The sequence below is a fragment of the Pseudomonas sp. SDO52101_S400 genome (genome assembly GCF_054071635.1).
On sequence record NZ_JBSVWF010000057.1, the window covers coordinates 1 to 16,252 of the forward strand.

Annotated in this window: 14 protein-coding genes; 7 read left to right on the forward strand and 7 right to left on the reverse strand. The window is 61.7% G+C overall.

Going from position 1 to position 16,252, the window contains the following annotated elements:
* Window positions 1-72: 72 nt before the first annotated feature.
* Complete coding sequence (locus tag ACW9HX_RS23640) at window positions 73-1,413, forward strand: ATP-binding protein (protein ID WP_457382455.1); 1,341 nt, start codon at window positions 73-75, stop codon at window positions 1,411-1,413.
* Between the two features lie 243 nt (window positions 1,414-1,656).
* Here ACW9HX_RS23640 and ACW9HX_RS23645 read toward each other — a convergent pair whose 3' ends face one another.
* A complete protein-coding gene (locus ACW9HX_RS23645) occupies window positions 1,657-2,223 on the reverse strand; it encodes a nitroreductase family protein (protein WP_457382456.1) in 567 nt (188 codons plus the stop codon).
* 121 nt (window positions 2,224-2,344) lie between these two features.
* Between ACW9HX_RS23645 and ACW9HX_RS23650 the strand changes: the two genes are divergently transcribed.
* Entirely contained in the window at window positions 2,345-3,799 is a 1,455-nt protein-coding gene (locus tag ACW9HX_RS23650; protein ID WP_457382457.1) for a TrkH family potassium uptake protein, read from the forward strand.
* On the opposite strand, the gene ACW9HX_RS23655 is transcribed toward ACW9HX_RS23650, so the two are convergent.
* Window positions 3,756-4,817 carry an AraC family transcriptional regulator gene (locus ACW9HX_RS23655; RefSeq protein WP_457382458.1) on the reverse strand — a complete coding sequence of 354 codons (1,062 nt, stop codon included), beginning with the start codon at window positions 4,815-4,817 and terminating at the stop codon, window positions 3,756-3,758. The genes ACW9HX_RS23650 and ACW9HX_RS23655 overlap by 44 nt on opposite strands.
* Before the next feature lie 168 nt (window positions 4,818-4,985).
* Here ACW9HX_RS23655 and ACW9HX_RS23660 point away from each other — a divergent pair, with 168 nt between their 5' ends.
* Window positions 4,986-5,297 carry a DUF962 domain-containing protein gene (locus ACW9HX_RS23660; protein WP_102620314.1) on the forward strand — a complete coding sequence of 104 codons (312 nt, stop codon included), beginning with the start codon at window positions 4,986-4,988 and terminating at the stop codon, window positions 5,295-5,297.
* Window positions 5,298-5,321: 24 nt separating this feature from the next.
* Entirely contained in the window at window positions 5,322-5,912 is a 591-nt protein-coding gene (locus ACW9HX_RS23665; RefSeq protein WP_457382459.1) for an HD domain-containing protein, read from the forward strand.
* A gap of 153 nt (window positions 5,913-6,065) precedes the next feature.
* On the opposite strand, the gene ACW9HX_RS23670 is transcribed toward ACW9HX_RS23665, so the two are convergent.
* Window positions 6,066-6,881 (reverse strand): UDP-2,3-diacylglucosamine diphosphatase, encoded by an 816-nt coding sequence (locus ACW9HX_RS23670; RefSeq protein ID WP_007958385.1) that lies wholly within the window; start codon window positions 6,879-6,881, stop codon window positions 6,066-6,068.
* 132 nt (window positions 6,882-7,013) lie between these two features.
* Here ACW9HX_RS23670 and ACW9HX_RS23675 point away from each other — a divergent pair, with 132 nt between their 5' ends.
* Window positions 7,014-7,778 carry an AraC family transcriptional regulator gene (locus tag ACW9HX_RS23675; protein WP_457382460.1) on the forward strand — a complete coding sequence of 255 codons (765 nt, stop codon included), beginning with the start codon at window positions 7,014-7,016 and terminating at the stop codon, window positions 7,776-7,778.
* A gap of 72 nt (window positions 7,779-7,850) precedes the next feature.
* Window positions 7,851-8,744 carry a DMT family transporter gene (locus ACW9HX_RS23680; RefSeq protein WP_457382461.1) on the forward strand — a complete coding sequence of 298 codons (894 nt, stop codon included), beginning with the start codon at window positions 7,851-7,853 and terminating at the stop codon, window positions 8,742-8,744.
* Here ACW9HX_RS23680 and ACW9HX_RS23685 read toward each other — a convergent pair.
* A complete protein-coding gene (locus ACW9HX_RS23685) occupies window positions 8,738-9,025 on the reverse strand; it encodes a SelT/SelW/SelH family protein (RefSeq protein ID WP_457382462.1) in 288 nt (95 codons plus the stop codon). The genes ACW9HX_RS23680 and ACW9HX_RS23685 overlap by 7 nt on opposite strands.
* 71 nt (window positions 9,026-9,096) lie before the next feature.
* Between ACW9HX_RS23685 and ACW9HX_RS23690 the strand changes: the two genes are divergently transcribed.
* On the forward strand, window positions 9,097-11,286 hold the full coding sequence (locus ACW9HX_RS23690; RefSeq protein WP_457382463.1) for a patatin-like phospholipase family protein: 2,190 nt from the start codon (window positions 9,097-9,099) through the stop codon (window positions 11,284-11,286).
* A gap of 6 nt (window positions 11,287-11,292) precedes the next feature.
* Here the strand turns inward: ACW9HX_RS23690 and ACW9HX_RS23695 are convergent, their stop codons facing one another.
* The 3 genes from ACW9HX_RS23695 to recQ form a co-directional block, all read right to left on the reverse strand.
* Window positions 11,293-13,089: a FimV/HubP family polar landmark protein gene (locus tag ACW9HX_RS23695; protein WP_457382464.1), complete on the reverse strand. Its 1,797-nt coding sequence runs from the start codon at window positions 13,087-13,089 to the stop codon at window positions 11,293-11,295.
* A 127-nt stretch (window positions 13,090-13,216) separates the two neighbouring features.
* On the reverse strand, window positions 13,217-13,651 hold the full coding sequence (locus ACW9HX_RS23700) for a MarR family transcriptional regulator (protein WP_457382465.1): 435 nt from the start codon (window positions 13,649-13,651) through the stop codon (window positions 13,217-13,219).
* 432 nt (window positions 13,652-14,083) lie between these two features.
* Window positions 14,084-16,213, reverse strand: coding sequence for a DNA helicase RecQ (recQ, locus tag ACW9HX_RS23705; protein WP_457382466.1), 2,130 nt, complete (start codon window positions 16,211-16,213; stop codon window positions 14,084-14,086).
* Window positions 16,214-16,252 lie beyond the last annotated feature (39 nt).

Sequence of the window (16,252 nt, forward strand, 5' to 3'; positions counted from 1 at the left end):
CGGTGACTGACACTCCGCATTCGCGAGCAAGCCCGCTCCCACATTAGATTTGTTTTTGATTGAGGATTTTCTGTGCGTTCATTGTTCTGGCGTATTCTCGCGAGTTTCTGGCTGGCCATCGCTCTGGTTGCAGGGCTTTCCATTCTGCTGGGGCACATGCTCAACCAGGACGCGTGGATCCTCAGCCGCCATCCGGGTCTGAACACCCTGGCTGCCGACTGGACGCAGACCTACGAAGCCCAAGGCGAGGACGCCGCCCAGAACATCCTCGAACAACGCAAACGCCAATACCACATCGACGTGCAAGTGCTGAACGAGAGCGGCGACCCGGTGGTGCGTGGCACCTTCCCCCGTCGCGCGGCAGCCTTTGAAGCACGACAGAACAACGACGACCGGCGCCTGCCATGGCGGCGGTTGACCGATGAGTTCACCAGCGAAAAAAGCGGTGACACCTACCTGTTCATCTACCGCATCCCACACCCGGAACTCGATGCCTGGCACCGCGAAAGCCTGCTCTGGCCATTGAGTGCGCTGGGGATCGCATTGGTGGTGCTGACCCTGTTCAGCCTGCTGGTGACCTTCTCCATCACCCGCCCGCTCAGCCGTTTGCGCGGTGCGGTGCACGATCTGGGACAAACTACCTATCAGCAGAACAGTCTGGCGAAACTGGCCAACCGCCGCGATGAGTTCGGCGTACTGGCCAACGACTTCAACCGCATGGGCGCACGCCTGCAAAGCCTGATCGGCAGTCAGCGGCAGTTGCTGCGCGACGTATCCCACGAATTGCGCTCACCGCTGGCACGGCTGCGCATCGCGCTGGCACTGGCCGAACGGGCGAGCCCGGAAGAACGGGAAAAACTCTGGCCACGCCTGACCCGCGAGTGCGACCGACTGGAAGCGTTGATCAGTGAAATCCTGGTACTGGCACGGGTCGACGCCGACAACGCCAGCGCCGAAGCCGTGGATCTGAATGCGTTGCTGGGCTCTCTGCAAAAGGACGCACAACTCGGCTCGCCGGAACAGACCGTCCGCCTGGAGGCCGAGCCGCAACTCAACATGACGGGGTGGCCGACCATGATCGAGCGCGCCGTGGACAACCTGTTGCGCAATGCCCAGCGCTTCAATCCAGCGGGGCAGCCGATCGAAATGCAGGCTTCACGTCAGGGTGAGCGAATCGTGGTCAGCGTGCGCGACCATGGGCCGGGCGTGCAGGCCGAGCACTTGAGCCAGTTGGGCGAGCCGTTTTATCGGGCGCCGGGGCAGACCGCCGCGGGTCATGGCCTGGGACTGGCGATTGCCCGGCGAGCGGCGGAGCGGCATGGCGGGACATTGGTGCTGGCCAATCATCCGCAGGGTGGGTTTGTGGCGAGTCTTGAGTTGCCGCTGGAGCCTGGGATTGTGGTTCAACCGTAAGAGCCCTCATCGGAACGCCGCCCGCCCAGCCCTCTCCCGGAGGGAGAGGGAGCCGACCGAGTAGTCTTACGTCAGACATCGACCTGAAAAATCGAGTCGATTATGGTTCTGTAAAAGCACTCGAACCGAGTCAATTCGGATTCGGCCAGGTTCTTTCAGGTCGGTGGACCTCGGGAGCATCCCCCAATCAGTCCCCTCTCCCTCCGGGAGAGGGCTAGGGTGAGGGGTTGCTTTTGACGCCCTTTAAGCCTTACCCGGCCAAGCGCTGACAAACTCCACCAGATCAACCTTCTCCGCCACCCGCGGCTCCTTCTGCGGCGTCCCAAGGTACAGAAACGCAATCACCTCTTCGCCATCCGTCAGCCCCAACCCCTTGGCAACATGTTTCGAATAAGCCAGATCACCGGTACGCCACACCGCACCAATCCCCTGCGCGTAAGCCGCCAGCAGAATCCCGTGGGCTGCACAACCCGCCGCCAGCAATTGCTCGGCCTTCGGGTATTTGACGTGATCCTGCAATTTGGCAATGACCACGACCACCAGCGGCGCCCGCAATGGGCCATTGCGCGCCTTGTCGATCATCGCTTCGGTGACTTCGCCTTCCTGCATCTGCGCCGCTTCGGCCAGCAACTCGCCCATCTGCTCACGCGCCGCGCCTTCGACGGTCAGGAAGCGATACGGCTGCAAATGGCCGTGATCCGGAGCTCGGGTCGCGGCGGCGAACAGCACTTCGCGCTGTTCGGCGGTGGGGGCCGGATCGATCAGTCGTGGAACGGAAACACGGTTGAGCAAAGCGTCGAGAGCCTGCATCGGCCACCTCCTGAAAAAAATGTCCGGCTATTCTAGCTGCAAGTGATCCGGCCGCGTCGGTTTACATGCCTTGCCCCGCAGGTAGAATGGCGCCCTTCCCACATCAGCCCGAGCGGACTTCATGGCGTTGCCGACCTTACGGATCATTGGTTTCATCATCGGCATCTTCCTGATCACCCTGGCCGTCGCCATGGTCGTGCCCATGGCCACCCTGGTGATTTTCGAGCGCACAGGCGATCTGCCGTCGTTCCTCTGGGCGAGCATGATCACCTTCGTCGCCGGCCTCGCACTGGTGATTCCCGGACGCCCGGAACACATTCACCTGCGGCCTCGCGACATGTACCTGCTGACCGTCACCAGTTGGCTGGTGGTGTGCATTTTCGCCGCGCTGCCGTTTTTGCTGACCCAGCACATCAGCTACACCGACTCGTTCTTCGAAAGCATGTCCGGCATCACGGCCACCGGGTCGACCGTACTCAGCGGGCTGGACACCATGTCCCCGGGCATCCTGATGTGGCGTTCACTGCTGCACTGGCTCGGCGGCATCGGCTTCATCGGCATGGCGGTGGCGATTCTGCCGTTGCTGCGAATCGGCGGCATGCGCCTGTTCCAGACCGAGTCCTCGGACCGCTCGGAAAAGGTCATGCCCCGCTCGCACATGGTGGCGCGACTGATCGTGGCGGCATACGTGGGCATTACCATTCTCGGCAGCCTGGCGTTCTGGTGGGCGGGCATGAGCCCGTTCGATGCGATCAACCACGCGATGTCGGCGATCTCCACCGGCGGTTTCTCGACCTCCGACCAGTCCCTTGCCAAGTGGACGCAACCGGCAGTGCACTGGGTGGCGGTGGTGGTGATGATCCTCGGCAGCCTGCCGTTCACCCTGTACGTGGCGACGCTGCGCGGCAATCGCCGGGCGCTGATCAAGGACCAACAGGTGCAGGGTTTGCTCGGCATGTTGCTGGTGACCTGGCTGGTGCTCGGCACCTGGTACTGGTGGACCACCAACCTGCACTGGCTGGACGCGTTGCGCCACGTGGCACTGAACGTGACTTCGGTGGTCACGACCACCGGATTTGCGTTGGGGGATTACAGCCTGTGGGGCAATTTCTCGCTGATGCTGTTCTTCTATCTGGGCTTCGTCGGCGGCTGCTCCGGCTCGACGGCGGGCGGGATCAAGATCTTCCGTTTCCAGGTCGCCTACATCCTGCTCAAGGCCAACCTTAACCAGCTGATTCACCCACGAGCGGTGATCAAGCAGAAGTACAACGGCCATCGCCTCGACGAAGAAATCGTCCGTTCGATCCTGACCTTTTCGTTCTTCTTCGCCATCACCATCTGCGTGATCGCCCTGCTGCTGTCGCTGCTCGGCGTTGACTGGATGACGGCGCTGACCGGCGCCGCCAGCACCGTATCCGGCGTCGGCCCGGGGCTGGGCGAAACCATTGGCCCGGCCGGCAACTTCGCCAGCCTGCCGGATGCGGCCAAGTGGATTCTGTCGTTCGGCATGCTGCTCGGCCGACTGGAGATCATTACGGTGTTTGTGCTGTGTATTCCGGCGTTCTGGCGTCACTGATCACGTTCGGCGCCTCCAGCAACCGCGCCCGGTAATCGCCGGGCGTGGTGTCGAACCAGCGGCGGAAGGCACGGAAGAAATTGCTCGGATCGGCAAACCCCAGCAGATAGGCGATCTCCAGCAAGGTCATGCTCGGCTGCGCCAGGTATTGCTCGGCGAGTTCTCGGCGGGTGTCATCGAGCAATTGCTGAAAACTGGTGCCCTCCTCCTGCAAACGCCGTTGCAAGGTGCGCTGCGACAGGTGCAGCGTCTGCGCCACCGTATCGCGCTTGGGCTCGCCCTGCGGCAGCAAGCGGCACAACACCTGGCGCGCCTTGTGGGTCACGCGGCTTTCGGAAAACCTTGCCAGATATTCCCCGGCAAAGCGGTCGTGCAGCAGCGCCATCGCCTCGTTGGCGGTGGGCAGCGGCGCTTCCATGTCGGCCCGTTCGAAGATCAGCGCGTCATACGGCGCGTTGAACACCAGCGGTGCATGGAAGGCCTGTCTGTAGGGTTCAAGATCATCCGGCTCGTCGCCCTGCACCAACACTTTGCGTGGGTGCAACGTCCGCCCGGTCAGCCAGCCGCACAGCGCCAGCGCGCAGGCCAGCGAGGCTTCGGCACTTTGCCGGGTCGGCGGCAGGTGATCGCCGTGTACCGTCAGAATCAGCGCATAACCTTCGTCGAGCAGGCGAAAACTCAAGTCGGCACTCTCGGCAATGATCCGCTGATAACGCACCAACCGCTGAAAGCCTTCGGCCAGGGTGTTGCTGGACATCAGCGCATAGCCCGCCACATGGAACGAGGCCGGTCGCACCACTTTGCCCATGTTCAGACCAATGGCGGGATTACCGGACAACTCGACCGCCCGTTGCCAGAGTCGGGTCATGGAGTCCTGCGGGAAGCGAGCGTCCGGATCCTCCAGCGCCGCGTAGTCGAGCCCCAGCTGTTTGAACAGAACCCGGCAATCCAGGCCGTCCATTTCCAGTGCTTTGACAATCCCCATCGCCCAGCTTGCAGATGTCGTTCGTTCGCTCATGGCGTTTTTTTCTTGGATGACATGGTGAGCCGCATACTACGGCCAATTTCCCAAGGATAGTAAAGTGGCGCCGATTGTCACTGGCCGACGCCAATGATCACTCTAGACTCAAATAGGCTACCCGCCGAACAACTTGCAATCAGAACAATAACCACAGAGATCGCGGTCGTGGAAACCATCAAGCCTTTCAACAGCTTCGCCGAGTTCTATCCGTATTACCTCAGCGAACACAGCAACAGCACTTGCCGCCGCCTGCATTTCATCGGGACGACACTGGTGATCTTCATTCTCGCGATGACCATCGCCAAGGGCGCCTGGCTGCTGTTGCTGGCTCTGCCGCTGGCCGGTTACAGCTTCGCGTGGGTCGGGCATTTCTTTTTCGAGAAGAACCGGCCGGCAACTTTCCAGCATCCGCTCTACAGCCTGCTGGGCGACTTCGTCATGTACCGCGACATGATCCTGGGCCGCGTGGCGTTCTAGAAACCCTGACCAAGAGAATTGCCGATGAATGCCAATGCCCGTTTCACTCATATGAAGGACGGTACGCAGGAAGACTGGGCGATCATCGCGGCAGATTTCAGCGCCTACGCCCGTCAATTGCCGGGCCGGATCATGGCGCACCTGAAACTGCTCGAAGGCGATTTCGGCGGTTTCCCGGTGGATCGTCTGACCCACTCGCTGCAAACCGCGACCCGCGCCTTTCGCGACGGGCGCGACGAGGAATACGTGGTCTGCGCCCTGCTCCACGACATCGGTGACACGCTGGGTTCCTACAATCACCCGGACATCGCTGCCGCCATTCTCAAGCCGTTCGTCAACGCCGAGAATCTGTGGATGGTGGAAAAGCACGGGATCTTCCAGGGCTATTACTTCTTCCATCACCTGGGCATGGATCGGCATCTGCGCGAGCAGTTCAGCGGCCATCCGCAGTATCAGGCGACCGCGGAGTTCTGCGCGAAATACGACGCGGCGGCGTTCGACCCGGATTACGACACCCTGCCGCTGAGCTTCTTCGAACCGATGATGGAACGCCTGTTCGCCCAACCAAAAAACTCGATCTACAAAGCGGCGATGGAAGAACACACCCCGGCCTGAATGTGATGTCGGCTGTACCGGCCTCTTCGCGGGCAAGCCCGCTCCCACAGTGACCGCGTCTCTCATAGATTCTGTGTACGGCGCGAAACCTGTGGGAGCGGGCTTGCTCCGGGCGGCGATCCGACGAAGAGGCCTTCGAAAACACCAGAGATCCTAAGCCAGCTCGGCAACCTTCGCCGCTTTCAGTTCGGCCTCTCGCGCCTGCGCATCCGCCAGGCGATACAGCTCGATCGTGCCGTCCCAGTGCTCGATCAGCGCCGTGCACGACTCCACCCAGTCGCCGCAATTGAGGTAATCCACCTCGCCGACCTTGCGGATCTCGGCGTGGTGAATGTGCCCGCAGACCACGCCGTGCAGTTCACGCTTCACGCATTCATGGGCGATGGCCTCTTCGAAGTCGCTGATGAAGCTCACTGCGGTCTTCACCTTGTGCTTGAGATAGGCCGAAAGCGACCAATAACCGTAACCGTATTTCGCCCGCCAGTGATTGAGCCAGCGATTGAGGGTCAGGGTGAATTCGTAGGCCGAATCGCCGAGGAACGCCAGCCAGCGGTGATAACGAGTGATCACGTCGAACTGGTCACCGTGAATCACCAGCAAATGCCGGCCATCAGCCGTGACATGCACCGCTTCGTCGACCAACTGGATGTTGCCCAGGATCAGCTTCGAATAGCGGCGCAGGAATTCGTCATGGTTGCCGGTGACGTAAATCACCTCGGTGCCGCGCTTGCTCATGGTCAGCAAACGGCGGATCACGTTGGTGTGCGCCTGGGGCCAGTACATGCCGCCGCGCAGTTTCCAGCCGTCGATGATGTCGCCGACCAGGTAGATCTTGTCGGCGTGATAACCCTTGAGAAATTGCGACAGATGCTCGGCCTGGCAATCCCGCGTGCCCAGGTGCACGTCGGAGATCCACAAGGTGCGAACCCTTTGTTTACGGCTGGGTCTGGCGAGCTCGGCGCTGGTCATGGGCAACCCTCTGCAATGTTTTCGCCACTGTGCGCGCGCCCGGTTAATCGACCATGACAGGTGTGCGTCAGTCTTGTGACAAACGCGTCGCCCCTGCGCCGGTGTAGACTGGCGGCTCGCCCGGAGACCGCCATGCCACCGATCCTGACCCTGCGCCATTACACACACGACCTGATCGTCCACAGCCACGACCACGCGCAACTGGTGTTCGGCCTGTCCGGCGCGCTGGATTTCGAAGTCGAAGGGCACGGCAGTCAGGTATTGCAGCAGAGCTTCGTAGTGATCCCCGCCGGCGCGCATCACGCGTGCGGCAGCCCCAAGGGCAGCCGTTGTCTGGTACTGGACGTGCCGGACGAGCAATGGCTGATGCACTCGCTGGGCGATCACGCCGAGGCCAGCCGTCGTCTGCTCGATAACACCGCGCGCCTGTCACTGGATGCCGGGCAAGGTCAACTGGTCAATTGGCTGGCGAACAGTCCGGTGGACGATCCGTTGATTGCGCAACAGGGCGCGGTGTTGTTGCTGGCCAGCCTGAACCACGCACAACCTGCCGAGGTTTGCGCGCGGCGCCTGCCCTACGCGGCACTGGATGCGCACATCGAGCAATACGCGGCCTATCCGCTGCAAGTGGCAGACCTGGCTCGTGTCGCCGGTTTATCCAGCGCCCGGCTGCATGCGCGGTTCGTCGCCGAATGCGGGCAGACACCGATGGATTACATCCGCAGTCGACGCCTGCATAAAGCCCTCATGCTGTTGCGGGAAACCACGCTCCCCATCGGTGAAGTGGCCAGCTGTGTCGGCTACGGGTCGCAAAGTGCGTTCTCGGCCGCCGTCCTGCGTGAATTTGGTACCTCTCCTACACAATTACGACGCGAGGCTGACGACAAAAGTCGATAGTCTGCCGACAGACTTTTCGGCCGCTACACGCTTCAATGTGTGCCTGAAATGGTGTTTGGAAAAAGGACTGCAATGACTCCCCGTACCGCCCTCGGCGCCCTGCATATCGGCGCATTGATGTTCGGCCTGACCGGCGTCTTCGGCAAACTCGCCGCCGCAACGCCGGCGGTCATCGTCTTTGGACGAGCCGCATTTGCCGTGTTGGCCCTGGCGTTCTTTGCCCGCTTCGCCAGCCAGCACGGCTGGCAAAAACTGCAGGCGGTGGATTGGCGTCGACTCGCCCTGAGCGGCGTGCTGCTGGCCGGTCACTGGGTGAGTTTCTTCATTGCCGTGAAGGTCGCCGGTGTCGCGGTGGCCACCCTGGGTTTCGCCAGTTTCCCGGCCTTCACGGTGATCCTCGAAGGGCTGATCTTCCGCGAACGCATCCGCGCCAATGAAATCATTCTGGTGGCGCTGGTCAGTGTCGGTCTGGTGCTGGTGACCCCGGTGTTCGACCTGGCCAGTGGCGCCACCACCGGCCTGCTTTGGGCGATCCTCTCCGGCCTGCTGTTTTCCCTGCTGTCGCTGACCAACCGCGCCAGTTCCGGGCGCATCCCTGCGGTTCAGGCCGCACTGTGTCAGAACGTGGTGGTGGCGTTGTGTCTACTGCCGGTGGCGGCACCGCAACTGAGCGAAGTGCGCGCCATCGACTGGTTGTGGATCGCCCTGCTCGGTGTGTTCTGTACTGGCGTCGCCCACAGCCTGTTCGTCGCCAGTCTCGCCGTGATCAAGGCGCGAACTGCGGCGGTGGTGTTCGCCATGGAGCCGGTTTACGGCATAACCGTCGCTTGGCTGCTGTTCGATGAAAACCCGACCCTGCGGATGCTGGCCGGCGGCGCGCTGATCATCGTCGCCATCGTGGTGTCGAGCCGGATGTCAGGCAGCTCCAGCAAAAAAACCGTGGCGGCCGAGGCGGCGTCTCACTGAGTGCGGTCGTTGTGGCCGAGGTCGCGCTCAGGGTCGATCTGGTCCCGGACTCGCTGCTTGAGCACCTTGGCTTCGGGGAAGCCGCCATCGGTCTTGCGCTCCCAGATCTGTAGGCCGTCGCAGCTGATGTGGAATACCCCACCGGTACCCGGCACCAGTGAGACTTTGCCAAGGTCATCGCCAAAGGTGCTGAGCAACTCCTGCGCAAGCCATGCGGCGCGCAGCAGCCACTGACATTGCGTGCAATAGGTGATGACGATTTCCGGTTTTGTGGCGGTCATGATCGCTGAAACTCCTGAGCCAGAGGGCGCCGCTATAATAGCCGGCTTTAACGCTTGCCCCGAGACTCACAATGCGTCGTCTGCTGATCTGCCTTTTGCTTGGTTTCCTTCCGCTGTTCGTGCATGCCAGTGACGCGCCGCGGCCGAAAGTCGGCCTCGTGCTGTCTGGTGGCGCGGCCCGTGGACTGGCACACATCGGCGTGCTCAAGGCGCTGGAAGAGCAAGGCATCAAGATCGATGCGATTGCCGGTACCAGCATGGGCGCGGTGGTCGGTGGCCTGTACGCCTCGGGCTACCAGATCGACGAACTGGAAAAACTCGCCCTGACCATCGACTGGCAGCAGGCCCTGTCCGATACTCCGCCCCGGGAAGACGTGCCGTTTCGGCGCAAGCAGGACGACCGCGACTTTCTGGTGAAGCAGAAACTGAGTTTTCGCGACGACGGCAGCCTCGGCCTGCCGCTGGGGGTGATTCAGGGACAGAACCTGGCGCTGCTGCTGGAAAGCCTGCTGGCGCACACCAGCGACACCCGAGACTTCGACAAGCTGCCGATCCCGTTCCGCGCCGTGGCCACTGACATCGCCAATGGCGAAAAAGTGGTGTTTCGCAAAGGCCACCTGCCCCAGGTGATTCGCGCCAGCATGTCGATCCCGGCGGTGTTCGCCCCGGTCGAACTCGATGGCCGGCTACTGGTGGACGGCGGCATGACCGACAACATCCCCCTCGATGTGGCCCGGGAAATGGGCGTCGACGTGGCCATCGTGGTCGACATCGGCACCCCGCTGCGTAACCGCAAGCAACTGACCACCGTGGTCGATGTGCTGAACCAGTCGATCACCCTGATGACCCGGCGCAATTCCGAAGAACAACTGGCGGCGCTGCACCCGGATGACGTATTGATTCAACCGCCGCTGGCCAGTTTCGGCGCCACCGATTTCGGTCGTGCCGAGGAAATGATCGACGCCGGTTACCGCGCCGCCAAAGCCCTCGACACCCGCCTCGCCCGATTGAAACCCGCCGTGTCTCAGGACGCCGAGCTCAACGCCGCACGCGCACCGGGCCAGCGCACGCCGATCATCACCGCGATCAGGGTCGAGAATGACTCGAAAGTCGGCGACGATGTGATCCGTTACTACATCCGGCAGCCCATCGGCGAGCCGCTGGACCTCGGGCGTCTGCACTCGGACATGGGCACCCTGTACGGTCTGGATTACTTCGAACAGGTGCAATACCGCGTGGTGCACAAGGGTCAGGAGCACACACTGGTGATCACCGCCCGGGGCAAGCGCAGCGGCACCGATTACTTGCGGGTTGGCTTGAACCTGTCGGACGACATGCGCGGCGACAGCGCCTTCAACCTCGGCGCCAGCTACCGAATGAACGGCATTAACCGCCTCGGCGCCGAATGGCTGACCCGAGCACAGATCGGCGACAAGCAGGAGCTCTACACCGAGTTCTATCAGCCTCTGGACGTTGGCTCACGCTACTTCGTCGCACCGTATGCGGCGTTCGAAGCCCAAAACGTCGACTCAGTGCTCGACAACGACCCGATCGCCCAATATCGGGTCGAACGTTACGGTTTCGGCCTCAATGTCGGCCGCCAGATCGGCAACAACGGCGAAATCCGTTTTGGTGTCGGCGAGGCCTGGGGCAAAGCGGATGTGCGAATCGGCGATCAGAATCTGCCGAGCGAACACTTCAACGAAGGATTCTATGCGCTGAAGTACTCGTTCGATTCGCTGGATAACGTGTACTTCCCCCACGACGGCAAGGACATCAGCCTGACCCTGATGCAATTCGAACCGAGCCTGGGATCCGACACGCGCTACCGGCAATGGGAATTCAAACTGGACAAGGCCATGAGCAGCGGCCCGAACACGCTGATTCTGGGCGGTCGTTACGGCCGCACGCTGGACGATGCCAATGTGGTGACTTCAAGCTTCCTGCTCGGCGGCGCCCGACAGCTGTCCGGTTTCCGCGAAGACGCCATCTCCGGGCAGAACGTCAGCCTGATGCGGGCCGTGTACTACCGCCGACTGACACCCCGCGCTTACCTGCCGCTGGATTTCCCGCTGTATGCCGGTGGCTCGCTGGAGCGCGGCCGGGCCTGGAACAATGACAACGAGTTCGACAGCGGCTACATCAATGCGGCCAGCGTGTTCATCGGTTTCGACACACCGCTGGGGCCGCTGAATTTCAGCTATGGCCTGAACGATGCCAACGAACAGGCGGTTTACCTGAATCTGGGGCAGACCTTCTGACCCGGATCAGCGAATCCCGGCCAACAAGGTACGGGCCGTTTGCCTGAGAGGCTCATCGCCCTCCTTCAGCAGTTCATTGAGCAAGGCGATCGCACTGTCGAGGTCGCCGTCGTCGATGCAGGTCTGGGCCTGTTCGAGTTTTCCCGCGTTGGCTGCCTCGGTCGGGCTCGGCTCGGGTTCCGGTAATTGCAGATTCAGTGGCTCCAGTTTCAACGACTGACCGGGATCGCCAAATTCGTTGAGGAAGTCATCGTCTATCGGCTGCACCTGCGGTTCGGCGATCCACTCCAGTTCCGTCGCTTCGGCGTCATCGTTGGCGGTTTGCGGCAGCTCGAAATCCTGCGGCAGCACTTGCAGACTGGAGCCGAGTGCCGATGGGGCCGGTGACGACATGTCCGTTTTCGGGCGGCTGTCTTCCAGATCCCAACTGGAGTCCATCGACAGTTGCTCCAGATTCAACTCGAAATCATCTTCGGCCAGTGGTGTTGCAGGTGTGGCTTGCTCAACGGGTAACGCGGCAATAACCGGAGCCGCCGCAGCCAACGATTCAGTCCTGCCCAGTTTCGGATATCGGGCACGGACGTCGAGCAACCGCTGTTCCTCGACACCGAGCTGACGCAAGTGATTTTCCTGTTCGTCGTAGGCTGACAGGTCGCCTTGTCGACCCAGCACCTCAAGCATCTGCACACCCAGATCGATGCGCTCCGGCTCCTTTTGCAATGCGGCGCGCAGCAGACCGAGCGCTTCGCCGAGCCGCCCATAGGCCAGGTAAATGCCGACAGCCTCAAGCACATCGCCCGCTGCCTGTTCGTCACGGTGCTCGACGGCCTCCTGAACCACGTTATGACGAATACCCTCGGGCTCATTGAGCGCGGGCTCGCTTCGCTGGGGTGCCACCACCACAGGCCCGACAAGACTCGCTTCAGCCTGGCGTCGGCGGCGCATATACAGTCCCGCCCCCAACAAGCCCAACACCACCAGCAAACCGCCAAGCAGCGGCCAACTGACGGAGTCTTCCTGCGCCTCTACCGGCGCGGCGATCGGAGCCGGGGCTGGTACGGGTGCTACCGGAGTCGGCGGAACCTGTTGCATCTCCGCCAGACGGGCCTGCAAATCACCCAACTGCTTCTTGCCATCGGCGATCTGGATCTCTTGCGCCTGCAGCTTCACGTGAAGCTCATCGATGGTTTTTTGCAGTTGCTGGTTCTGCAGCACACTGGCTGCCAATTGCTCGGCTTGCGCGTCGTTGGCCGGAGCCGTTTGCGGCACTGGCGCAGCGGGAGGTGCAACAGGCTTGCCCTGGGTGCTGGCAGCAGGTGCCTCAGGCGTTGGAAACTCCGACGATTGCGCACGGGTGTCGGGCTCGTCGGTGGCCGGCACGATGCCCGGCGAACCCGGCGGATCGATTAGCACCGTGTATTCGCGCAGCAAGTGGCCGTTAGGCTGATTGAGCTGCACAAGAAAATTCAGGAAGGGTTCGTTGACCGGTTTGCTGGAAGTCACCCGGATCATATTGCGATTGCCACGCAGGATCGGAGTGAACTTGAGGTCGTTGAGGAAAAACACCCGCTCGACCCCGGCACGGCTGAACTCGTCCGCCGTGGCCAGACGGACCGAGAGCTCGCTTTCGCTGAGCCCGGCGACATCCACCAGCGCGATGTCGGCCTTGAGCGGCTGATTGAGGGCCGAGTGCACGGTAATGTCACCGAGCCCCAGCGCCAGTGACGCCGTGGACCAGGTGAGAACACCGGCCACCAGCAGCGAGTTGGCGCAACGCAGTACCACGTGCCGACTGTCGAGCATGAGCATCCCTTAAATAAGCAAAACCGACTTCTATGGGTTCGCACATCCGGTACGAACACGATATTGCCCAGTAGTTCTTATAGTCTGCTCAGCGCGATCTCTCAAAAAAACGGCACGCGGTTGTGCCTCAAGATTTTTCCAGGTTGGCCAGAATGTGCCCGTGAACCCGCATGCACACCTTCATGTCGGCCTCATCGATGCCCTCGAACAGCTCCGTGCGCAGTTGCGCGGCGATGGTTTCGATCTGTTCGATCAACGGGCGGGCCGGGGCGCAAAGCACGATTTTTTTCGCCCGGCGATCTTCCATCACGGACTGGCGTTGCACCAGACCCTGACTTTCCAGGCTGTCGAGCAAACGGGCAAGGGTCGGCCCTTCGACGCCGACGCTTTGCGCCAGCTCCCGTTGGGTCGGGGCTTCTTCGAAACGAGCCAGATGCAGCAGCACCAGCCAGCGCGCCTGGGACAAACCCAGACCGGCCAGCCGGCGATCCAGTTCGGCACGCCAGCCACGGGACATCTGGGCCAGTTGCATGCCAAAGCGGTGTTGATCGGTTAACGGCATAAAACACTCATGGTTAGACTGAAGAAATAGAGAAAAACTAATTATTAGTCAGCTAAGCATGACATTTGGCTATAGGCAAGGGGGGACTTGTACTGAATCGTTACATCTGAAAAGCCCCCCTCACCCTAACCCTCTCCCGGGGGAGAGGGAACCGATTGGGGAATATTCAGGAAATACGCCGACCTGAATGCTCTCAGCGGAATCCACAATCGACCAGTATTTGAGGCCGATGCATGACGCAAGACAGCTCGGTCAGCCCTCTCTCCTGAGGGAAGGGAGCGGATTGGGGAAATACTCAAGGAATACGCCGACCTGAATGCTCTGAACTGAATCCACAATCGACCCGGTATTTCAGGTCGATATAAAGCGTAAGACAACTCGGTCGGCTCCCTCTCCTGGGGGAGAGGGCTGGGGTGAGGGGAAAGGGCCGAATTACATCTCGAATTCAGATTGCAACGCAGCCCTTACGCAATACAGCACGCCTTCCGGTACGCGACCAGCAAACAGCTCCGCCACTTCAGCGACCGACGGCAACTCGCCCTCGCCGTCGAGGAATGCATCCTGGACTTCGCCCATCAGGTCTTCCGGCAAGTCCAGCGCCTGTTCCAGCGACAGCTGCTGCTTGCCGATGGCTTCGGCGAGCATGGTGTAAACGTTCTTTTCCGAGCACTGCAACTGACCGGAAATCTGCAACGGCGTCATGCCGGCACGGGCCAGGGTGATGAGTTCGTGGCGCACGTCGGCCACCACTTTCGGTGTCTCGGCTTCGCCGCCGAGCACTTCGAGGAAAGCCTCGCCGTAGCGCTCCAGCTTACGTGCACCGACGCCGCTGACCTGGGCCATTTCCGCCAGCGAAGTCGGCTGGCTGCGGAGCATTTCCAGAAGGGTCGAATCGGGGAAGATGACGTACGGCGGCACGCCGTGCTCTTCCGCCAGTTTGCGCCGCAGAGCGCGCAAGGCTTCCCACTGTTCGCGTTCTTCACCACGCACCAGTTGACTGGCCGGGCTCTTGCTGCCGCTCTTGGCAGTGACTTGCGGCTTGAGGTCGCGGCGCAGCTCCAGGCTCACTTCGCCCTTGAGCAGAGGCCGGCAAGTGTCGCTCAGACGCAACCCGCCGTAGCCTTCGTGATCGACATCCGCCAGGCCGCGAGCAACCAACTGACGGAACAGCGAGCGCCATTCGCTCTCGCCCAGCGCCTTGCCGACGCCGTACACCGACAGATGCTGATGGCCGAAACTGCGGACTTTTTCGTTGTCCTTGCCCAGCAGTACGTCCACCAGATGGCCTACGCCGTAACGCTGGCCGGTGCGATAGATCGCCGACAGCGCCTGACGCGCAGGCTCGGTGGCGTCCCAGGTCTGCACGCCGTCGGTGCAGTTGTCGCAGTGCCCGCAGGGTTCGGGCATGTCTTCGTCGAAATACGCCAGCAACGCCTGACGGCGGCAGCGGGTCTCTTCGCAGAGCGAGAGCATGGCGTCGAGCTTGTGCTGTTCCAGACGCTTGTGGCGCTCGTCGCCTTCAGAGTTCTGCAGCATCTGCTTGAGCATCACCACGTCTTGCAGACCGTAGGCCATCCACGCGTCCGCCGGAAGGCCGTCACGGCCGCCACGTCCGGTTTCCTGGTAATAGGCTTCAAGGGACTTCGGCAGGTCGAGGTGAGCCACGAAGCGCACGTTGGGTTTGTCGATGCCCATGCCGAACGCCACGGTGGCCACCATGATCAGGCCTTCCTCGTTGAGGAAGCGTTTCTGGTGATAGGCGCGCAAATCGTTGGGCAAACCGGCGTGGTACGGCAGCGCCGGGAAGCCCTGCTCGGTGAGAAACGCGGCCACCTCCTCCACCTTCTTGCGCGACAGGCAGTAAACGATGCCGGCATCGCTGCGCCGCTCGGCGAGGAACGCCAGCAACTGCTTGCGCGGCTGCTCCTTGGGCACGATGCGGTAGAAAATGTTCGGCCGATCGAAGCTCGACAGGAAGCGCTCGGCGTTCTGCAAATGCAGGCGGGTGACGATTTCTTCGCGGGTGCGCTTGTCGGCGGTGGCGGTCAGGGCGATGCGCGGCACGTCGGGGAACATTTCCGCCAACTGCCCCAGTTGCAGGTATTCCGGGCGGAAGTCATGGCCCCATTGCGACACGCAGTGCGCTTCGTCGATGGCGAACAGCGCGATGTTCAAGCCTTGCAGGAACGACAGCATGCGCGGCTGCACCAGACGCTCGGGCGCCAGATAGAGCATTTTCACTTCGCCGCGCTTGATCCGGTTGGCGAGGTCGCGCTGCTGTTCGGCGCTCAACGTGGAGTTCAATGCAGCGGCGGCCACGCCCAGCTCTTCGAGGGTGGCGACCTGATCGTCCATCAGCGCGATCAGCGGCGACACCACAACCGCCAGGCCGTCGCGCAACAGCGCCGGCACCTGGAAACACAGGGACTTGCCGCCGCCGGTCGGCATCAGGACAAGGGCATCACCGCCACTGGCCACGCGCTCAATGATTGCACCCTGACGGCCACGGAAACTGTCGTAGCCGAAGATGTCCTTGAGGACGCGTTGAGCCTGTTCGAGCATAAAAACTCCAAAAATCCACCGAAACATCCCTGCACAGGC

Coding starts and splice junctions, on each gene's coding strand:
- ACW9HX_RS23665 (WP_457382459.1), top strand. CDS start 5,322: ATGAATGCCAATGCCCGTTTCACTCATATGAAGGACGGTACGCAGGAA.
- ACW9HX_RS23655 (WP_457382458.1), bottom strand. CDS start 4,817: ATGAGCGAACGAACGACATCTGCAAGCTGGGCGATGGGGATTGTCAAA.
- ACW9HX_RS23700 (WP_457382465.1), bottom strand. CDS start 13,651: ATGCCGTTAACCGATCAACACCGCTTTGGCATGCAACTGGCCCAGATG.
- ACW9HX_RS23680 (WP_457382461.1), top strand. CDS start 7,851: ATGACTCCCCGTACCGCCCTCGGCGCCCTGCATATCGGCGCATTGATG.
- ACW9HX_RS23670 (WP_007958385.1), bottom strand. CDS start 6,881: ATGACCAGCGCCGAGCTCGCCAGACCCAGCCGTAAACAAAGGGTTCGC.
- ACW9HX_RS23695 (WP_457382464.1), bottom strand. CDS start 13,089: ATGCTCGACAGTCGGCACGTGGTACTGCGTTGCGCCAACTCGCTGCTG.
- ACW9HX_RS23650 (WP_457382457.1), top strand. CDS start 2,345: ATGGCGTTGCCGACCTTACGGATCATTGGTTTCATCATCGGCATCTTC.
- ACW9HX_RS23685 (WP_457382462.1), bottom strand. CDS start 9,025: ATGACCGCCACAAAACCGGAAATCGTCATCACCTATTGCACGCAATGT.
- ACW9HX_RS23675 (WP_457382460.1), top strand. CDS start 7,014: ATGCCACCGATCCTGACCCTGCGCCATTACACACACGACCTGATCGTC.
- ACW9HX_RS23690 (WP_457382463.1), top strand. CDS start 9,097: ATGCGTCGTCTGCTGATCTGCCTTTTGCTTGGTTTCCTTCCGCTGTTC.
- recQ (WP_457382466.1), bottom strand. CDS start 16,213: ATGCTCGAACAGGCTCAACGCGTCCTCAAGGACATCTTCGGCTACGAC.
- ACW9HX_RS23645 (WP_457382456.1), bottom strand. CDS start 2,223: ATGCAGGCTCTCGACGCTTTGCTCAACCGTGTTTCCGTTCCACGACTG.